Origin of the sequence: Amycolatopsis japonica (assembly GCF_000732925.1) — a bacterium.
GTDB lineage: Bacteria > Actinomycetota > Actinomycetes > Mycobacteriales > Pseudonocardiaceae > Amycolatopsis > Amycolatopsis japonica.
In genome coordinates, this window is record NZ_CP008953.1 from 3680642 (window position 1) to 3699248 (window position 18607).

An 18607-nucleotide genomic window follows, 5' to 3' on the forward strand; every position below is an offset into this window, starting at 1 on the left:
CCTCAGAGCTGGTTGCCGAGTTTGTACTCGCCCTGTTTCCACGCCGGCAGTTCGCCTTCGTCGTCACCCTTGCGGGTGTAGGAGAAGCCGTCGGCGCCGATGGTGACCTCCAGCTCGCTGTCATCGGTCCGCGCGACGACGGGCTGCGGCTTGCCGTCGAGATCGAGCACCAGCGAGGCGTCGGTGTACCAGGACGGGACCACCGGCGTGCCCCACCAGTCGCGGCGCTGGTTGTCGTGCACGTCCCAGGTGACGACCGGGTTGTCCGGGTCGCCGGTGTAGTAGTCCTGCGTGTAGATCTCGACGCGGTGCCCGTCGGGGTCGCGCAGGTACAGGTAGAACGCGTTCGACACGCCGTGCCTGCCCGGTCCGCGTTCGATGTGGTCCGACATCCGCAGCGAACCGAGTTTGTCGCAAATGGACAGGATGTTGTGCTTCTCGTGCGTGGCGAAGGCGACGTGGTGCATGCGCGGCCCGTCGCCGCCGGTCATCGCGGTGTCGTGCACGGTGGGCTTGCGGCGCATCCAGGCCGCGTAGGTCGTGCCCTGATCGTCCTGGATGTCTTCGGTGACCCGGAAGTTGAGGTCTTCCATATGCTTCACCGCGAGCGGGACGTCCGGCGTGACCTGGTTGAAGTGGTCGAGCCGCACCAGCGCACCCGGCAGGTGCAGGTCGTAGCGCCAGCCGAGGCGCTCCACGTGCTGGACGTCGTGGAAGAACTCGATGGGGAAGCCGAGCGGGTCTTGCACGCGCACCGAGTCGCCGATGCCCTTGGTGTAGCCGTCCGCGCGGCGTTCGACCCGGCAGCCCAGTTCCGTGTAGAACGCGACTGCCTTGTCCAGGTCCTCGGGCGACCGCACCCGGTACGAAAAGGCCGCGACCGCCGCGACCGGTCCCTGGCGCAGCACGAGATTGTGGTGGATGAACTCGTCGATCGTGCGGAGACTGACCGTCGTCTCGTCCTCCTCGGTCACCGTCAGGCCGAGCACGTCGGCGTAGAAGGCCCGCGAACGCGCCAGATCGGTGACGACGAGTTCCATGTACGCGCAGCGCAGGACGTCCGGCGGCGGCGATTTCGGGGTGGGGATCGGCTTCATTGCGTCATCCTTTGTGGACAGTGGAGTGGGCTCAGCCCTTGCCGAAGGCGGGGTTGTGCACCTCGCCGAGATTGATGTGCACCGCCTGCTGGTCGGTGTAGAAGTCGATCGAGCGGTAGCCGCCCTCGTGCCCCAGCCCGGACGCCTTCACCCCGCCGAAGGGCGTGCGCAGATCGCGGACGTTGTTCGAGTTGAGCCACACCATGCCCGCCTCGACGGACTGCGCGAAGTTGTGCGCCCGCTTGAGGTCGTTGGTCCAGACGTAGGCCGCGAGCCCGTACTTCGTGTTGTTCGCGAGTTCGAGCGCCTCTTCCTCGCTGTCGAACGGCGTGATCGCGACGACCGGGCCGAAGATCTCCTCCTGGAAGATCCTGGCGTCCGGCTTGACGTCGGCGAACACCGTCGGCGCCACGTAGTTCCCGGTCGGGAAGCCGTCCGGACGGCCGCCGCCGGCGACGAGCCTGCCCTCGGTCTTGCCGATTTCGATGTACTTCATGACCTTGTCGTAGTGCTCGAGGTGCACCAAGGCGCCGACTTCGGTCTTGGGGTCGCTCGGGTCGCCGACCACGACGCGCTTGGCCTGCGCGGCGTAGCGCTCGACGAACTCGTCGTAGATCGCGCGCTCGACCAGGATGCGGCTGCCCGCGGTGCAGCGTTCGCCGTTGAGCGAGAACACGCCGAAGATCGTCGCGTCGATCGCGGTCTCCAGATCGGCGTCGGCGAAGACGATGGCGGGCGACTTGCCGCCCAGTTCCATCGACAGTCCTTTGAGGAACGGAGCCGCGTTGCCGAAGATCAGGCTGCCGGTGCCGCTCTCTCCGGTGAACGAGATCAGCGGGACGTCCGGATGCTTCACCAGCGCGTCACCGGCGTCCTCACCGAAGCCGTTGACGAGGTTGAAGACACCCGACGGCAGCCCGGCCTCCTCGAAGATCTCCGCCCACAGCGACGCGGAAAGCGGGGTGAACTCCGCGGGCTTGAGCACGACGGTGTTGCCGGTCGCCAGCGCGGGCGCGAGTTTCCACGACTCCAGCATGAACGGCGTGTTCCACGGTGTGATCAGCCCGGCGACACCGATCGGCTTGCGGTTGACGTAGTTCACCTGGCGGCCGGGCACCTTGTAGGTGTCGTCGGCCTGCGCGACGATCAGGTCGGCGAAGAACCGGAAGTTCTCCGCGGCCCGCCGTGCCTGGCCCAGCGCCTGCGAAATCGGCAGGCCCGAATCGAAACTCTCCAGTGCGGCCAGCCGCTTGTCCCGCGACTCGACGAGATCGGCGATGCGGTTGAGCACGCGCGAGCGCTCGCGCGGCAGCAGCTTCGGCCAGGGGCCCTCGGTGAACGCCTTCCGCGCGGCGGCGACAGCGCGGTCGATATCGGCCTTCTTGCCCGCGGCGGCCTGGACGTAGACGTCGTTGGTCACCGGGTCGAGCACGTCGAAGACGGCGCCGTCGGCCGAATCGACGAGTTCGCCGCCGATGTAGTGCCGGATCCGCTCCGGGACACCGTCCGGGATCGGCCGGGGAGTCGTGCTGGTCAAGATTCCTCCTCAGTCAGCGCTTGGCGCGCTCTCGAGCGTCCAGGAAGGCCTGCATGGTGGCCCAGCGGTGGTTGCGCGCGGCGAATTCGATGTCGAGCGGGTCGGCTTTCGCGGAGATCAGCCGCAGGATCTCTTCGTGTTCCTCGACCGACCGGTGCGCGCGGTCGGGCACGAACGCGAACGTGGAGTCGCGCAGGCCGGACAGCCGGGTCCAGCCCTGGTGCACGAGGTCGAGGATCTGCGGGTTGGGGCAGCATTCGAAGAGCAGCGAGTGGAACTGCTGGTTCAGCGCGGTGAACTCGTGCGCGTCGAAGTGGTCCAGCAGGGCGATCATGCGCTCGTTCACCCGCCGCGCCCGCGCGATGTTCTCTTCGGACAGCTGTGGCGCGGACAACGCGGTGGCGACACCTTCGACGACGCCGAGGGTCTGCATCGCGTGGACGTACTCGTTCTGGTCCACCATCGCCACGCGCGCGCCGACGTTGCGTTCGAAGGTCACCAGCCGTTCGGCTTCCAGCCGCCGGATCGCCTCGCGCACCGGGACGACGCTCATGTCGAGCGCGCCGGCGATCTCGGCGAGCACCAGCCGGTAGCCGGGTCCGTACTCGTGCCGGGCGATCCGCTCACGCAGCCACTCGTAGGCGAGTTCGGATTTGCTGGTCGTCTTCACTGCTTCTTCTGCCATGCCTCATACCTTTCCCGCCACAACGGGTTCAGCGGGAAGAGCCCCTCGATCGGGCGGCCCTGTCCGACCTGCTCGGCGATCCAGGAGTCTTCGTCCTCCTGGACGAGCGCCGCGTCGGCGATCTCTTCGGCCAGCGACGGCGGGATGACCACCACGCCGTCGTCGTCGCCGACGATGATGTCCCCTGGCAGGACGGTGGCCCCGCCGCAGGCGACCGCGACGTCGGTGTCCCACGGCACGTGCTTGCGCCCGAGGACCGCCGGATGCGCGCCCTGGGAGAACACCGGGAGCCCGGTCGCGGCGACGGCGTCGAAGTCGCGGACCCCGCCGTCGGTGATCACCCCGGCGGCGCCGAGGTAGCGCGCCCGCAACGCCAGGATGTCGCCGAGCGTGCCGGAACCCTTGTCACCGCGGGCTTCGATGACGATGACCTCGCCGGCGCCGACCGAGTCGAAGAGCCGCTTCTGGGCGTTGTAGCCGCCACCGTGGGATTTGAAGAGGTCCTCGCGGTTCGGGACGAAACGCAGGGTCCGCGCGGTGCCGACGACCTTGGAGCCGGGCAGGTTGGGGCGCACGCCGTCGATCGCGACGTTGTTCAGCCCGCGCTTGCGCAGCTGGGCGGACAGACCCGCGACAGGCGCACGAAGAAGCTTGGCGCGCAATTCCTCACTGAGCGCGGGGGCGTCCTCCTCGACAGGTGCTTCGACGGGCGTGCCCCACGCTTCGGCGCGCTGCTTCTCGTCGACCTCGGGCTGGCTGCCGATGTCCGAAAAGGACCGGATCCCCTGGGAAACCGTGGTGTGGAGCCGTCCGCTGCTGGCGGAGGTGCCGGGAACGTCCACTTCGACCACGACGACGTCGCCGGGGGAGACCACGGTCGAGCCGGCGGGGGTTCCGGTGAGGATGACGTCGCCCGGTTCGAGCGTGAAGTGCTGGGAGAGATCGGAAACGAACTGCCGCAAGGGGAACAGCAGCCCGGCGGTGGTGTCCTCCTGCACCAGGTCGCCGTTCACCCAGGTGCGGATGCGCAGCGACGACGGGTCGACGTCACGCGCGTCGATGAGGCCGGGACCGAGCGGGGTGTAGCCGTCGCCGCCCTTGGACCGGACGTTGGAGCCCTTGTCCGCGGCGCGCAGGTCGTACAGGCCGAAGTCGTTCGCGGCGGTCACCGCGGCGACGTGGTCCCACGCCTGGTCCGGTTTGACCCAGCGGGCCGTGGTGCCGATGACCAGCGCGATCTCGCCTTCGAAGGCCAGCAGCTCGGTGCCCGCCGGGCGTTCGACCGTGCCGCCGGACGTGCCGATCGAGCTCGACGGCTTGAAGAAGTACGACGGGTGCGCCGGACGGCGTCCACGCTGCTCCGCGCGGGAGGCGTAGCTGAGATGGACGGCGATGATCTTGCCCGGCCGGGTGCCCAGCGGACCGGAGCCGCGGTCCGCTGGCGACGTTGCCTCGTAAGTGCCCATGTTCCCCTGAATCCTCGACCCTTGCTTCGTATCTAATAACGTATATGATTCCGTGCCACAGTGGCAAGGTGGCCGACGACAAAGGAGTCCACGTGTCGAACCCAGCCCAGGATGAACGCATATCCGGCCGGACCGCCCCACCGTCCTCCGACCGGCGGCGGGTCGCCTTCGCGACCGTCGTCGGTACCACCGTCGAGTGGTACGACTTCTTCGTTTACGCGTCCGCGGCCGGTCTCGTCTTCGGCAAGCTGTTCTTCTCCGGCCTCGGGGCGAACAGCACGCTCGTTTCCTTCGCCACGGTGGGCGTGAGCTTCCTGTTCCGTCCGCTCGGCGCGTTCCTCGCCGGGCATTTCGGCGACAAGTACGGCCGCCGCGTGGTCCTGGTGCTCACCCTGATCCTGATGGGCGCCGCGACCACGCTGATCGGTGTGCTCCCGACGTTCGACCAGATCGGGGTCCTCGCGCCGGTACTGCTGATCCTGCTGCGGATCCTGCAGGGGATCTCGGCGGGCGGGGAATGGGGCGGCGCCGTCCTGATGGCGGTCGAGCACGCGCCGCCGAAGCGACGGGGCCTCTTCGGCGCCTCGCCGCAGATCGGTGTCCCGCTCGGGCTGCTGCTGGCTTCCGGTGTGCTCGCGCTGACCAGCCTGCTCGTCCCCGGGCAGGCGTTCCTCGACTGGGGCTGGCGGATCCCGTTCCTGCTCAGCGTCGGGCTGATCCTGGTCGGCCACTACGTGCGGCGCCGGGTCGAGGAGAGCCCGGTCTTCCGTGAGATCGCCGAACGCCGTGAGCGGACCCGGACCCCGATCATCCAGCTGTTCCGCAAACACGCCGTGCTCGTCGTGGTGGCCGCGCTGGTGTTCGCGGGCAACAACGCGGTCGGCTACATGACCACCGGCGGCTACATCCAGAACTACGCGACCAATCCGAAGGGCCCGATCGGGCTCGACCGCGGCCCGGTGCTCTGGGCGGTGACCGCGTCCGCGGCGACCTGGCTGATCTCGACGTGGGCGGCGGGCGCGGTCTCCGACCGCATCGGCAGGCGCCGCACCTACGTCGTCGGCTGGATCGCGCAGCTCGCCGGTATCGCGGTGCTCTTCCCCTTGGTGGACACCGGGAACATCGTGCTGCTGGCCCTGGGGTTGATCATCCTCAGCGTCGGGCTCGGGTTCACTTATGGTCAGCAGGCGGCGTTCTACGCGGAGCTGTTCCCCGCGTCGATCCGGTTCTCCGGTGTTTCGATCTCGTACGCGCTGGGCGCGATCCTCGGTGGCGCGTTCGCGCCGACGATCGCCACCGCACTGGTCGACGCGACCGGTACTTCGGTGTCCGTCGCCGTCTATCTGGCCGGGATGACCGTCGTCGGTCTCATCGCCACGTTGTTGCTGCGTGACCGGTCGGGGATCCCGCTCGGGCCCGACCACGAAGCCGAGCAGGCGGTCAGCCCGCTCCGCTTCTCCAAGTGAGGCCAAGCCGAACGTGGCCTGGTCGGTGCGGGTGGTCACGAGGGTTCAGCATCGGCGGTGTCGCGTGATTGACCGGACGACATGGGTGAGCCGGCGGACGACACGCGTGACTGGGTGGACGACACGAGCGTGACCAGGGATGAAGGCTCCCTTCACCGCATTAGACGGGGCGAAGGGAGCCTTCAGCCCACCGTCGGCACGCTTCGCTTCGCCAAGTGATCCCGCCGTCCGTGACGCTCACCCGCCGAGAGCGTCACGGACGGCCTTCGCCGCCGCCTTGAGCCGCTCCGCGAGCTCGGCGGGGGTTCGTGTGCTGGACAGATAGACGACCGCGAGCGCCGCCGGGGCGTGCCCGCGCAGGGGGAGCGGCACGGCCACCGAGCTGAGGTTCTCGATCACCTCGCCGTGGCTGTCCGCGTAGCCGCGGTCGGCGACCTCCCGGACATCCGCCGGCCGGTCCTCTTCCGGAAGCTGGGAAAGGATCGCGCGGCCGGGGGCGCCCGCGGTGAACGGATGCCTGGACCCCGGGCGCTGCGCGACGGACGCGATGGCGTGCCGGGGTTCCACACTGACCAGGGTCACGCATTCCTCGCGGTCCATCACCGCCACGAAACACGTCATGCCGAGTTCGTTCGCGACCGCGGTCAGCTCGGGCAGCGCCGCGGCCTGCAGATCGTGTTTGATTCCCGCCGCCAGCGCGGCCAAGCGCGCGCCGAGTTCGTATTTCCCGGCGGGTTCCCGCGTGAGAAGCCCGTGCTCTTCGAGGGTGCGGATGAGCCGGTACGCGATCGACCGGTGCACCTCCAGTCGTTCGGCGATCCGGTCGACGCTGAGCGGTTCTTGGGCGTCGGCAAGCACTTCGAGGACGCGGATGCCGCGGCTGAGCGTCTGGGACGTGCTCGCGGTCTTGCGGGAGTCCGAAACCATCGTATACGATCCATTTCGATAGTTGAACTGGCTGTTCGATTATAGAACAGGAATCGACGATGATGTCACGCGAAACCAGTTTTCCGCCGGGTTCGAGCCTTTACCGGCCGCCCGCGCAGTTCTTCCGAGGCTGCCTTGGCCGGTTCGCGACGGGTGTCGCGGTGGTGACCTTCGACGCCGCGACGAAACGGCACGGTCTGACGGTGAACTCCTTCACCGCGGTCTCGATGGATCCGCCGCTCGTCCTCGTCTCGATCCAGCGCACCGTGAAGAGCCACGATCTGCTCAAGGACCGCCCGTTCGCGGTCAACGTCCTCGGCGCCGAGCAGGAGGCGCTCGCGATGAACTTCGCCGGCCGTCCGACTCCGGAAGGCGCGCCGACGTGGGTCGAGGGCGGGCACGCGCCGAGGCTCGGCGGCGTCCTGAGCTGGTTCGACTGCACGCCGTGGGCCACCTACGACGGCGGTGACCACACCCTGTTCCTCGGTGAGGTGCGGGAGTTCGACTACCGCTCCGGTGACGCGCTCGGCTTCGTCGACGGGCGGTTCTCGACGATCCACGAATCCGCGCAAGGTCACGAATCCCTGTTCTGACAACGACGTCCACCCGAGAAGGAGCACGACATGGGAGCCCGTACCGGACAGCAGTACCTCGACAAGCTCAACGCGATGACACCGGAGCTGTACGTCGACGGCGAGAAGGTGACCGCCAAGGTCGCCGAGCATCCGGCGTTCCGCAACAACGCGCTGACCTACGCGAAGCTGTTCGACCTCCAGCACGATCCGGCGCACCGTGACGTCCTGACCTACGAATCGCCGACCACGGGGGAGCGGGTCGGCATGTCGTTCCTGGTGCCGCGCGGCGAGGAAGACCTCAAGCGCCGCCGCGCCGCCTTCTCCGTATGGGCCGAATACTCCAACGGTTTCCTGGGCCGCACCGGCGACTACATGAACTCGTCGCTCACCGCCCTCTCGACGGCGAAGAAGTTCTTCTCGCAGGCCGACCCCGTCTACGGCGAGCGCATCGAGAAGTACTACGAGATGGCGCGCGAGAACGACTTGCTGGCGACGCACACCTTGATCCCGCCGCAGGTCAACCGTTCGGTTTCGGGCAGCCAGCAGGGCGGTGGCAACCTGTCGGCGAAGGTGGTCGAGGAACGGGAAGACGGCATCGTCGTCCGCGGTGCCCGGATGCTCGCCACGATCGCACCGATCGCCGACGAACTCCTGGTCTTCCCTTCGACCGTCCTGCGCGGAACCCCTGAGGACGCCCCGTATTCCTACGCTTTCGCCGTCCCGAACGACGCGCCGGGGCTGAAGTACTTCTGCCGCGCCGGGCTCGACCACGGCCGCTCGCATTTCGACGAGCCGCTCGCCTCCCGGTTCGAGGAGATGGACGCGGTCGTGGTGTTCGACGACGTCTTCGTCCCGAACGAGCGGGTCTTCCTGCTGGGGCATCCGGAACTGTGCAACGCCTGGTACTCCGAGACCGGCGCCGGCGCGCTCATGACCCACCAGGTCGTCACGCGCACACTGGCCAAGACTGAGTTCTACCTCGGGCTCGCCAGTGAGATCGCCGCCGCGATCGGCATCGGCGGCTTCCAGCACATCCAGCAGGACCTCTCGGAGCTGATCTCCTACGTCGAGATCGAGAAGGCCGTGCTGCGTGCGGCGGAGGCCGACGGGAAACTCAGCGAGGACGGCGTCTTCCTGCCCAAGTGGGAAGTCCTGAACGCCGCCCGGAACTGGTACCCCACGAAGGTCTCGCCGCGGCTGACCGAGATCATCCGCAAGTTCTCCGCCTCAGGCCTCATGGCGCTGCCGGGCGAGGCGGACTTCGAAGCGGAGGGCCGTCCCGACATCGACACCTACCTCCAGTCGGCCACCCTGCCTGCCAAGGACCGCGCGCGGCTGTTCAAGCTGGCGTTCGACGCGTCGGTCTCGAGCTTCGCCGGACGGGAATCGCTGTACGAGCACTTCTTCTTCGGCGACCCGGTGCGGATGGCCGGAGCGCAGGTGAACGCGTACCCGAGGGAGGCACTGCAGGAACGGGTCCGGGAACTCTTGGCACGCGAAGGCCGGTGAGTGCGGATTTCGCCGAAATCGCCGTGAATTCGAACGGATAGCGACAGTCGGAAAGCGTCCGTCATCCATCGGGTGACGGACGCTTTTTCACGTCGTGCGGCAGACGAGTATGTATCGACCATGATGTGTCCTGCTTTTGTCCAAATTCCCGTCATCACGAATCCGTGAGCCGGTTACGACGTTCGAGTTAATCTCCGCATTGGCCGTTCAAGTCCGCCATGACCGTGCGCAAAAATCCAGGTGCTCTGCTCGGCGAAGGCCAGGACGAAGCGAGGCGGCGGGGGAGACATGATCGAAACCATGCAGTGCGCGGGCGCGGACTTCTGCGAAGAGCTTTCGGGTTCGGATGACACTTCCTTCGCCCGTTTCTACGAGGGAGACCCACCGTCCCGGCTAATACATTCAACAGAAAACTTGACGCTGCTGGCCGATATGTCGCCGCTCGTACTCGGGCATCTCCTGCTCCTGCCGTCGAACCATCACTTGTCGTTCGCGCAGGTGCTTTCCCGTCACCAGGACGAGGTGTGCGGCCTCGTCGACGACTTCATGCCGCTGTACCGCGAGACCTTCGGCGAGCCACTGATCCTCGAACACGGTTCGAGCGCCGGACAGGAGAGCCACGCGTGCATCACGCACGCGCATCTGCACTTTCTCCCCGTCGACGGTGACGCCGTGGACGATCTCCTGATCGGAGACGGCCTGTTCTACCGGGATCTGGATTCACTCGGTGAACTCGCGCTCGCACCGTGGCCGTCTTCCGCCTATTTTCTTCGCGTGTACCGGGAGAAAGTGCGGGTATACCTGCCGACCGGCGCGCAGAAAAGGCAGTATCTCCGCTCGATCGTCGGCGCCGTGCTGGCGATCGAGGATCCGGAATGGGACTACGCGGTGGTGATGCGGAAAAGGGATCTTCGCGAGACCGTGCGAATGGTGGATTACTGGCCCGGGAAACTCAGTGGCGACGAGGTGGAGCTGTCCTGTGGTGAGTGAGAAATTCTCGGACGAACCGACCAGACTGGCCACGACGATCGTGCCGTTGTTCGCCGGGCAGGCGCGCGAGTTCGTCCCGGTTTCGTCCCCGGACGGCGGCCGGGTGGAACTGACCGCGGGTGCCGACGCCCAAGACGACTGCGCGGTCTTCCGGCTGGCCGGGGAGCACGACCTCGTGGTGGGGACCGATTACGTGCGCGGCCCCAAGTTCAGGCTCTACGAGATGGGACATCTGGACGAATACGACCTGGGGTACTACTTGGTCGCCGCGAATCTGAGCGACATCGCGGCGATGGGCGCGAAGCCGATCGGGCTGCTTTCCGTCGTGCGGTATCCGGCCGGAATGGACGACGCGTTGTTCGGTCTCGTCATGCGCGGCATCCGGGACGCGTGCGCCGCGTTCGGCTGCCTCAACGTGGGTGGCGACATCGGCGGCGCGGAACGCCTGATCCTCTCGGCGTCGGCGCTGGGGGTGTGTCCGGCGGGCCGGGCGCTGCTGCGGTCCGGCGCGAAACCCGGCGACGTCGTCTGCCTCACGGCGCCGACCGGACCCGCCGGAGCGGCGATGGCGTATCTGCGTTCCGGTGTCCCGGACCTGGTCATCGACAGCCTGGTGCCGTCGCTGCTTTCCGCATGGAAGCGACCGGTGGCCAGAGTGGACGAGGGACTCGCGCTCGGCGCCAGCGGGATGGTCACGAGCTGTCTGGACACCTCGGACGGACTGAAGGCCGCTTTGCTGAGCATCGCCGAGTCGAGCGGGGTCGGGATCGAGGTCGACGAGCGGTCCATCCCCGTTCCCAAGGCGGTGGCCGCGGTGGCCGCTCACGTGGGTGTCGAGCCGTTGAGCCTGGTCATGGGCGACTCGGTCGACTTCGAACTCGTCTTCACCGTGCCGTCCGCGAGGGTGGACGACCTCGCCGAAGCGGTGAGTTTCCACCGGATCGGCGTGGTCACCGAACGGACCGAGGTGGTCATGACCGGATACGACGGTGAGCGGGCGGACCTGCCGGGCGAGGCATGGCGGCACCAGCGTGACGGAAAGGCATGAGCCGGAAGGCGGCCAAGTTCGCGGACAAGGCGATTCTGCTGTCGGCGACGCTCTTCCTGGCGGGTAAGGCGTACAACGTACCGGCGAAGGCCTTCTGGGACGATCTCCTGAACGACCGCTCGTACCTGCTGTTGGTCGCACTCGTGACGGCAGGGGTGTTCGGCGCCTTCGCACCGTTCGAAAGCTGGCAACGACGGGCCTTCGTGGACCGGAACGTCATGATGCGCCGACGCGTACTGTCCACGTTCGGCAGATTGCTCGAGATCAGCGCGAAGATCGACCCTCCACTCGACACCGGCGACCTGGCACTCCACGTGTGGCGGAAGACGCGCACGCTGAGGCATCCGATCCACGGTGTGCTGAAAAGACTTTCCTCCTATCGGATGTCATCCTTTCCGGCGACGCGGAGTTTCGCCCCGGTGCGGGGCATCGGCGCGGTGGGACTCTGCTGGCAGCACGATCGTGAAGTGACATTCGACGTCGCACCGTTGGCGGATCGGCTCACCGACGAGGCGAAGTTCGACGATCACGTGGCGCACTTCGGTAAGGAATCGGTCATGAATCTGAAATGGGAGGAGTTCCAGGCCCTCAAACATCGCACCGCGCTGTTCGTCACGCCGATCAGAAGCGGGCGCAACAAGTTCGTCGGCTGCGTGAGTGTCGACGCCGGCCGCGGCTACGAGGTGCTCGACCGGCGGGAACTGCTGGAGGAGATGACCAATCTGGGGATGGCCATCGGTCGCGAGGACTTCGAATGCACCTGAACGACACGAACCTGCGCGGCTTGGTGTCGAATACTCGACGAGCCTACGACGAGTGTGCCGAGGTGTACGTCCGGTCCACCCGCACGCTCGACCTGTTTCCCGGCCTCGACCACGAACTGGACCGATTCTTCGTCACCCTGCCCGGAAGCTCGGTGCTGGACCTCGGCTGTGGTGGGGGCCGCGACGCCGAATACCTGATCGGGCGCGGCGCGACCGTGGTGGCGGCCGACCTCAGCGAGGAGTTGCTCCGGTACACCCGATGTCGTTGTGCGGTGGCCGGCGCGGTGCTCTGCGATCTCATGGCCTTACCGCTGGCCGCTGGAGTGTTCGACGGCGTCTGGGCCTGTGCCAGCGTCGTGCATTTGCCGAGTGAGACACATCCGCACGTCTTCTCCGAAATCCATCGAGTGCTCGCGCCCGGCGGTGTCACGGCGATCAGCCTCAAGGAAGGCAACGGCGAAGGATGGGCGCGAAGCGTCCGAATGCCGTCCCCGAGGTGGTTTTCGTTGCGCAGCCCCGAAGCCGTGCTGGAGGAATTGGCGGCCGTCGGGTTCGTCTCGGCCCAAGTGTGGCCGAGCGGACGCGGCAGCTGGTTCGTGGTCGAGGCGAGGAAAAGGCTATCGGCCGAGCCATTCGTCGGGGTTGGTTCCCGGTAGTACGTGACGGATACCGCCCCGCGGATCCGCCACATCGCCCTCGTACCGTGGGATCAGGTGGATGTGCAGGTGGTCGATCGTCCGGCCCGCCGCTTGCCCTTCGTTCACGCCGATGGTGTAGCCGTCCGGCTGGAACTGGTCCTGGATCCGGCGCCATGCCCGCTTGATCAGCGCATAGACTTCGGCGTGCTCGCTCGCCGTGAGCGAGAAGTAGGACTCCACGTGTCTTTTCGGGACGACCTCGACATGCCCCTTGGCGGCCGGGAAGTTGTCCCACCGCACATAGATCTCGTTTCCTTTGAACAGTACGTCATTCACCGAGGAGTCATCGAAATGACAAAAGAGGCAATCGGCGTTCACCGGTTCGGCTTCGTTTTCCTTCGCCATCGCCGGTCTCATAACCGATACTCCTCGTCATTGATCGATCACTTGAAGTCATACCCATGGTCAACTTAGCTTCGTCGCAGACAAAGCAGAAGCGTACTCGCACTAACGGTTGATCTCTAAGCCTCTGTCGCGACACGCCGAGGTCATCAGCCGTAGTACCTGCTCGACGGTGAGCTCGGTGGTGTCGATTCTGATGGCGTCCTCGGCGGGGACCAACGGCGACGTCGTCCGGGACATATCGGCCTCGTCGCGGCGGACCACGTCGTCGAGAACGTGTTCGTAGGATGCCGCCCGCTCTTGCCGTACTCGCCGCATCGCCCGCACTTCGGGCTTGGCGGTCAGGTAGAACTTCACGGTCGCGGCGGGAAAGATGGTGGTGCCGATGTCCCGGCCTTCGATGACGCATCGTGGCTGCGCGCCGGCCCAAAGCCTGATGAGGCTGGTGACCCGCTGGCGGACCTCCGCGATCTTGGCGACGGTCGAAACGGCGACGTTGACCCGGGCCGCGCGCAGTTTGTCCTGGGCGTAACGGTCGGAGGTCAGCAGGCTCACGGATCGGCTCGCCGTGATCAATTCGTCGCAGAGTCCGGTGACTTTCGTGGCGTTTTCGACAGGAATATCACGTTGCAGGGCCTCGAAAGCGATAATGCGGTAAGTCCTGCCGCTTTCGAGGTAGCGTAGATCGAACGATTTCGACAGTGCCAGACAGGTGGTGGTCTTGCCCGCCGCCGCCGGGCCGTCCACCGCCACGACGGTGCCGAGACCTTGTTCGGGCATGGTTTTCCCTTGCTGGTGAACGATGAGTGGAGCCGGACTGTGGGGAACAGGGCGCAGACGCTACCACGGGGGAAGCGTGCCGTGGACGGCCGTGCGAGTGGCCCTGTAGCTGCGGAGACTTCGAGAATCATGCGCTGGCAAGGGATTGCGTCACTCGGAGGGACGTGAGCGCGGCCGCTTCGGCAACGCTCCGGCGCGGCCTCTCACTCGTCCAGGGTATCGCGGGGGCACCGGTTTGTGTTTGGAGTACGCGGAAAACCTGCTGTGGCGGTGGAGATTCCCTTTCGTGTGTGCAAGTTTCATCCGAATTTCGCACCTTTGGGTGGGCAGGTGGTTATCGCGCGGCTCTTCACAGCGCGTTTTCATCCGATTGTTGACGAAGGGCGAAATTCTTGACGAGAATCCGTAACGAAAGTCACGGAGCCGACGTCGTCAACGGTGACCGCCCTTCCCGAACTCGCGCCGGAGTGAGATCCGTCCCGGATCACGCGAGTTCCGGCTCCGAGCACGCGAGGTCCGGCCCGGGACACGCGTGTGCGGTGGGCGAGCACGCGAGGGGTGACACGCCCGGGATCCTGCGAACTTGATTCATTCCAGAAAATGGGCCAGACTGCGGCCGTGCCCACGACCCCGGAGTTCGAGCGGATGCTGCGCGGGGCCTCCCTGCGCGTGACGCGTCCCAGGGTGGCCGTGCTGACAGCGGTACGCGACCATCCTCATGCCGACACCGACTCGATCATCGGTGCCGTGCGTACGGAGCTCGGCGAGGTCTCTCACCAGGCCATTTACGACGTGTTGCGGGCACTGACCGCCGCGGGTCTCGTACGGCGGATCCAGCCGTCGGGGTCCGTGGCACGCTACGAGTCCCGGGTCGGGGACAACCACCATCACGTCGTGTGCCGATCCTGCGGCGCCATCGCCGACGTCGACTGCGCCGTCGGCCCCGCACCCTGTTTGACCGCGTCGAACGACCAAGGCTTCCTGATCGAAGAGGCCGAGGTCATCTACTGGGGCCTGTGTCCCGACTGTGCGATCGAACCCCGTTCCTGAGCCCTGCAGTTCTGATTCCCGGAAGGATTCCCGTGTCTGACAGCCCGGACGCCGTCATCGGCGAAATGAACGAAGAGAGCGCGGGCGGCTGCCCCGTCTCGTCGGGCCGCCGCAACCACCCCACCGAAGGCGCGGGCAACCGTGACTGGTGGCCGAACCAGCTCAACCTGAAGATCCTCCGGAAGCACTCCGCCGCTTCGGACCCCATGGACGCCGGGTTCGACTACGCCGCCGAGTTCAAGACCCTCGACCTCGGTGAACTCGCCAAGGACGTCGACGCCGTCCTCACGACTTCGCAGGACTGGTGGCCCGCGGACTTCGGCCACTACGGCGGCTTCATGATCCGCATGGCGTGGCACAGCGCCGGCACCTACCGGATCGAGGACGGCCGCGGTGGCGCGGGCGCGGGCATGCAGCGCTTCGCCCCGCTCAACAGCTGGCCGGACAACGGCAACCTCGACAAGGCCCGCCGCCTGCTCTGGCCGGTCAAGAAGAAGTACGGCCGCAAGATCTCGTGGGCCGACCTGATGATCTTCACCGGCAACCGCGCGCTGGAGACCATGGGCTTCAAGACCTTCGGTTTCGCCGGTGGTCGCGCCGACGTCTGGGAGCCGGACGAGGACGTGTACTGGGGTCCTGAGCGCACCTGGCTCGGCGACGAGCGCTACAGCGGTGACCGCCAGCTCGAGGGTCCGCTGGCCGCCGTGCAGATGGGTCTCATCTACGTGAACCCGGAAGGCCCGAACGGCAACCCGGACCCGCTGGCCGCGGCCCGCGACATCCGCGAGACCTTCGGCCGGATGGCGATGAACGACGAGGAGACCGTCGCGCTGATCGCCGGCGGCCACAGCTTCGGCAAGACCCACGGCGCGGCCGACCCGGACAAGTACGTCGGGGCCGAGCCCGAGGGCGCTTCCATCGAGGAGCAGGGCCTCGGCTGGAAGAACAGCTTCGGCAGTGGCAAGGGACGCGACGCGATCACCAGTGGCCTGGAGGTCACCTGGACGCCGACCCCGACCCAGTGGAGCAACTGGTTCTTCCACAACCTCTTCGAGTACGAGTGGGAGCTGACCAAGAGCCCGGCGGGCGCCCACCAGTGGACGCCGAAGGACGGCAAGGCGAAGAACACCGTGCCGGACCCCGAGGACGGCAAGCTCAACCGCGCGCCCGGCATGCTCACCACCGACCTGGCGCTGCGTTTCGACCCGGTCTACGAGCAGATCTCACGCCGGTTCTACGAGAACCCGGACCAGTTCGCGGACGCCTTCGCCCGCGCCTGGTTCAAGCTGACCCACCGCGACATGGGCCCGATCCAGCGCTACCTCGGCCCGCTGGTGCCGCAGGAGACGCTGATCTGGCAGGACCCGGTGCCCGCCCTCGACCACGAGCTGATCGACGACGCGGACATCGCCTCCCTCAAGGAGAAGCTGCTCGCTTCGGGCCTGTCGGTCTCGCAGCTGGTGTCCACCGCGTGGGCGTCGGCTTCGACCTTCCGTGGCAGCGACAAGCGCGGTGGCGCGAACGGTGCCCGCATCCGCCTCGAGCCGCAGCGTGACTGGGAGGTCAACGACCCGCAGACGCTGTCGCAAGTGCTGCGGACCCTCGAAGGGGTCCAGGAGGCGTTCAACGGCGCCCAGACCGGCGGCAAGAAGGTCTCGCTCGCCGACCTGATCGTGCTGGGTGGCGTCGCCGCCGTCGAGCAGGCCGCCAAGGACGCCGGGCACGAGGTCACCGTGCCGTTCACGCCGGGCCGCACCGACGCGACGGCGGAGCAGACCGACGTCGAGTCGTTCGCGCCGCTGGAGCCGACCGTGGACGGGTTCCGCAACTACCGGGGCAAGGGCCACCGTCTCCCGACGGAGTACCTGCTCATCGACCGCGCGAACCTGCTGAACCTGAGCGCGCCCGAGATGACCGTCCTCGTCGGCGGTCTGCGTGTCCTCGGCGCCAACGCCCAGCAGTCCCAGCACGGCGTGTTCACCGAGAAGCCGGGGGCGCTGACCAACGACTTCTTCGCGAACCTGCTCGACATGGGCGTGCAGTGGACGGCCACGTCCGCCGACGCGGAGGTCTTCGAAGGCCGCGACCCGGCGACCGGCGAGGTCAAGTGGACCGGCACCCGGGCCGACCTTGTGTTCGGGTCGAACTCCGAGCTTCGCGCGGTGGCTGAGGTCTACGCCAGCGACGACGCCAAGGAGAAGTTCGTCCGCGACTTCGTGGCGGCGTGGGACAAGGTCATGAACCTCGACCGCTACGACGTGGCGTGATCAAGGTCTGAAAGAGTCCGGGCCCGCCGCTTCCGCGGCGGGCCCGGACTCTTTTCTAGACGTCGCCGGACGCCAGCAGGGTCAGCAGTTCGGCGTGCCCGGCCTGGGTGATCAGGCTGGCGGCGTCGAAGTAGATGCGCTCGTTGGTGATCCGGTCCTCGTCGAAGAAGAACACCGCGATGATCGGCACCCGGAACGCCTTGCCGGTCGGCGGGCGGCCGTAGAACTCGCCGAGGTTGGTGCCGAGCAGGTCGAACTCGACGATGACCGACTCGTCGGCGAAGTGGTACCGGACGTTGTCGTGCCGCTGATCCGGAAAGGCCGTCCGGGTCATGCGGTAGTACGCCATGACCTCATCGTCGCCGTCGAAGATCTGCCCGGTCGCCATGATCTCGTAGTGCGGATGACCGTTGAAGGTGCTCAGCGTTCGGTCGAACTCGTGGGCCACCTCGGTGTCCATGTGCTCTTCGATGATCTTGTGGCGGCGCTCGCGCAGGTCTTCGCTGATCACTGGTCCTCCGGGTCGTTCCTGGTCGCGATCCGGAGCCTACCGCCCGCCGCCTCGTCGTCGGTGCCGTAAAGCAGGCTGCCGCACGAGCGCGAAAGGCAGGTCATGGCCTCGATCTTGTGGCCGGGGAAGTCGCCGATCCGCACCGGAGCGGGGGAGAGCGCGATCGAACCGTCGGCGCGGAGCACGCCCGCCGCGTAGACGGCCGAATCGAACGGTCCCTCGTCACCCGGGTCGGAGGCGGCCGAGACCAGGACGCGGTCGTCCGCGGTGATCTCGACGTCCGACGTGTGCCGGACGTCCGCGGCCGGGTACGGGACCCGGAACGGGATGGACTTCGGCTTCTTGAAGGACAGCTTCGAGACCGAGAACTCCGCGGAGTAGAGCGTGGCGGGCCGGGTGTCCTGACCGCGATCCGCCCAGACCGCGAACAAGCGGTCGTTCACCTTCTTCAGCGCGAAACCCTCGTAATTGTCTTCCGGATCGCCTTTCGGTACCTGGAAAGTGCCGAGCACTTTCAGGTTCCGGTCCTTCAGTTTGAAGTGGAAGCCCTTGCCGTCGCTGGCCAAAGCGATGAACTCACCGGTCTTTCCCGGCACCGCTTCGGCCGCTTCCAGGTCGACCGGGAGCTCGCCCGGCCAGTCGATCGAGTCCACCTTGGACACTTTGCCGCGATCGAGCCGGACCCGGACCACCCGGTTCTGGCCGGGTTTCTTGTTGTCCCGCAGAACAAGAGCGTCGATCCGGTCGTCGTCCCGGTCGAGGACGGCGATCCCGCTGGCGCCGGAGGTCATACCGGTGCCGATGGATTCCCAGCCGTCGGCCGCGAGCGCGGCGGACGGCAGGAGCAGGGGAAAGACCAGGGCAGGCAGAATCGCGAGGGAGGCGAGTTTCATAT

The 18607-nt window shown here is 66.8% G+C and carries 18 protein-coding genes; 9 read left to right on the plus strand and 9 right to left on the minus strand.

Annotated features, from left to right (window positions below; genetic code table 11):
* Positions 1 to 2: 2 nt before the first annotated feature.
* From hpaD to AJAP_RS17215, 4 genes are read right to left on the minus strand one after another with little or no spacing between them, the layout of a single operon-like run.
* Positions 3 to 1097 (minus strand): 3,4-dihydroxyphenylacetate 2,3-dioxygenase, encoded by a 1095-nt coding sequence (hpaD, locus tag AJAP_RS17200; protein WP_037338663.1) that lies wholly within the window; start codon positions 1095 to 1097, stop codon positions 3 to 5.
* 31 nt (positions 1098 to 1128) lie between these two features.
* Positions 1129 to 2634 (minus strand): 5-carboxymethyl-2-hydroxymuconate semialdehyde dehydrogenase, encoded by a 1506-nt coding sequence (gene hpaE, locus AJAP_RS17205; RefSeq protein ID WP_038512840.1) that lies wholly within the window; start codon positions 2632 to 2634, stop codon positions 1129 to 1131.
* Between the two features lie 13 nt (positions 2635 to 2647).
* Positions 2648 to 3319 (minus strand): GntR family transcriptional regulator, encoded by a 672-nt coding sequence (locus AJAP_RS17210; protein WP_037338657.1) that lies wholly within the window; start codon positions 3317 to 3319, stop codon positions 2648 to 2650.
* Positions 3301 to 4785: a fumarylacetoacetate hydrolase family protein gene (locus AJAP_RS17215; RefSeq protein ID WP_038512843.1), complete on the minus strand. Its 1485-nt coding sequence runs from the start codon at positions 4783 to 4785 to the stop codon at positions 3301 to 3303. Before AJAP_RS17215 ends, AJAP_RS17210 begins: the two co-directional genes overlap by 19 nt.
* 92 nt (positions 4786 to 4877) lie before the next feature.
* On the opposite strand from AJAP_RS17215, the gene AJAP_RS17220 reads away from it, so the two are divergent.
* Positions 4878 to 6251: an MFS transporter gene (locus tag AJAP_RS17220; RefSeq protein WP_051972493.1), complete on the plus strand. Its 1374-nt coding sequence runs from the start codon at positions 4878 to 4880 to the stop codon at positions 6249 to 6251.
* A gap of 237 nt (positions 6252 to 6488) precedes the next feature.
* Here the strand turns inward: AJAP_RS17220 and AJAP_RS17225 are convergent, their stop codons facing one another.
* On the minus strand, positions 6489 to 7178 hold the full coding sequence (locus tag AJAP_RS17225) for an IclR family transcriptional regulator (protein ID WP_038512846.1): 690 nt from the start codon (positions 7176 to 7178) through the stop codon (positions 6489 to 6491).
* Positions 7179 to 7237: 59 nt separating this feature from the next.
* On the opposite strand from AJAP_RS17225, the gene AJAP_RS17230 reads away from it, so the two are divergent.
* The 6 genes from AJAP_RS17230 (at position 7238) to AJAP_RS42495 (ending at position 12720) form a co-directional block, all read left to right on the plus strand.
* On the plus strand, positions 7238 to 7771 hold the full coding sequence (locus tag AJAP_RS17230) for a flavin reductase family protein (protein ID WP_038512849.1): 534 nt from the start codon (positions 7238 to 7240) through the stop codon (positions 7769 to 7771).
* Positions 7772 to 7801: 30 nt separating this feature from the next.
* Positions 7802 to 9262 (plus strand): 4-hydroxyphenylacetate 3-monooxygenase, oxygenase component, encoded by a 1461-nt coding sequence (gene hpaB, locus AJAP_RS17235; protein ID WP_038512851.1) that lies wholly within the window; start codon positions 7802 to 7804, stop codon positions 9260 to 9262.
* Positions 9263 to 9550: 288 nt separating this feature from the next.
* The gene (locus tag AJAP_RS43635) at positions 9551 to 10252 is read left to right on the plus strand and encodes a hypothetical protein (RefSeq protein ID WP_148311523.1); all 702 of its coding nucleotides are present in this window, start codon (positions 9551 to 9553) and stop codon (positions 10250 to 10252) included.
* Positions 10245 to 11300 (plus strand): thiamine-phosphate kinase, encoded by a 1056-nt coding sequence (gene thiL, locus AJAP_RS17245; protein WP_228694966.1) that lies wholly within the window; start codon positions 10245 to 10247, stop codon positions 11298 to 11300. The genes AJAP_RS43635 and thiL overlap by 8 nt, the downstream gene beginning before the upstream one ends.
* Positions 11297 to 12064 carry a hypothetical protein gene (locus AJAP_RS44095; RefSeq protein WP_038512860.1) on the plus strand — a complete coding sequence of 256 codons (768 nt, stop codon included), beginning with the start codon at positions 11297 to 11299 and terminating at the stop codon, positions 12062 to 12064. Before thiL ends, AJAP_RS44095 begins: the two co-directional genes overlap by 4 nt.
* Positions 12055 to 12720 (plus strand): class I SAM-dependent methyltransferase, encoded by a 666-nt coding sequence (locus AJAP_RS42495; protein ID WP_051972494.1) that lies wholly within the window; start codon positions 12055 to 12057, stop codon positions 12718 to 12720. Before AJAP_RS44095 ends, AJAP_RS42495 begins: the two co-directional genes overlap by 10 nt.
* On the opposite strand, the gene AJAP_RS17260 is transcribed toward AJAP_RS42495, so the two are convergent.
* Together AJAP_RS17260 and cmk are read right to left on the minus strand one after the other, a co-directional pair.
* Entirely contained in the window at positions 12682 to 13107 is a 426-nt protein-coding gene (locus AJAP_RS17260; protein WP_228694967.1) for an HIT family protein, read from the minus strand. The genes AJAP_RS42495 and AJAP_RS17260 overlap by 39 nt on opposite strands.
* A 102-nt stretch (positions 13108 to 13209) precedes the next feature.
* Complete coding sequence (cmk, locus tag AJAP_RS17265; protein ID WP_038512865.1) at positions 13210 to 13884, minus strand: (d)CMP kinase; 675 nt, start codon at positions 13882 to 13884, stop codon at positions 13210 to 13212.
* Between the two features lie 618 nt (positions 13885 to 14502).
* Here cmk and AJAP_RS17270 point away from each other — a divergent pair.
* Positions 14503 to 14934: a Fur family transcriptional regulator gene (locus AJAP_RS17270; protein WP_038523273.1), complete on the plus strand. Its 432-nt coding sequence runs from the start codon at positions 14503 to 14505 to the stop codon at positions 14932 to 14934.
* A gap of 32 nt (positions 14935 to 14966) precedes the next feature.
* The gene (katG, locus tag AJAP_RS17275) at positions 14967 to 17201 is read left to right on the plus strand and encodes a catalase/peroxidase HPI (RefSeq protein WP_038512868.1); all 2235 of its coding nucleotides are present in this window, start codon (positions 14967 to 14969) and stop codon (positions 17199 to 17201) included.
* Between the two features lie 55 nt (positions 17202 to 17256).
* Here the strand turns inward: katG and AJAP_RS17280 are convergent, their stop codons facing one another.
* Together AJAP_RS17280 and AJAP_RS17285 are read right to left on the minus strand one after the other, a co-directional pair.
* On the minus strand, positions 17257 to 17712 hold the full coding sequence (locus AJAP_RS17280; protein ID WP_038512871.1) for an ester cyclase: 456 nt from the start codon (positions 17710 to 17712) through the stop codon (positions 17257 to 17259).
* Positions 17709 to 18605 (minus strand): hypothetical protein, encoded by an 897-nt coding sequence (locus tag AJAP_RS17285; protein ID WP_038512873.1) that lies wholly within the window; start codon positions 18603 to 18605, stop codon positions 17709 to 17711. The genes AJAP_RS17280 and AJAP_RS17285 overlap by 4 nt, the downstream gene beginning before the upstream one ends.
* Between the last annotated feature and the right edge of the window lie 2 nt (positions 18606 to 18607).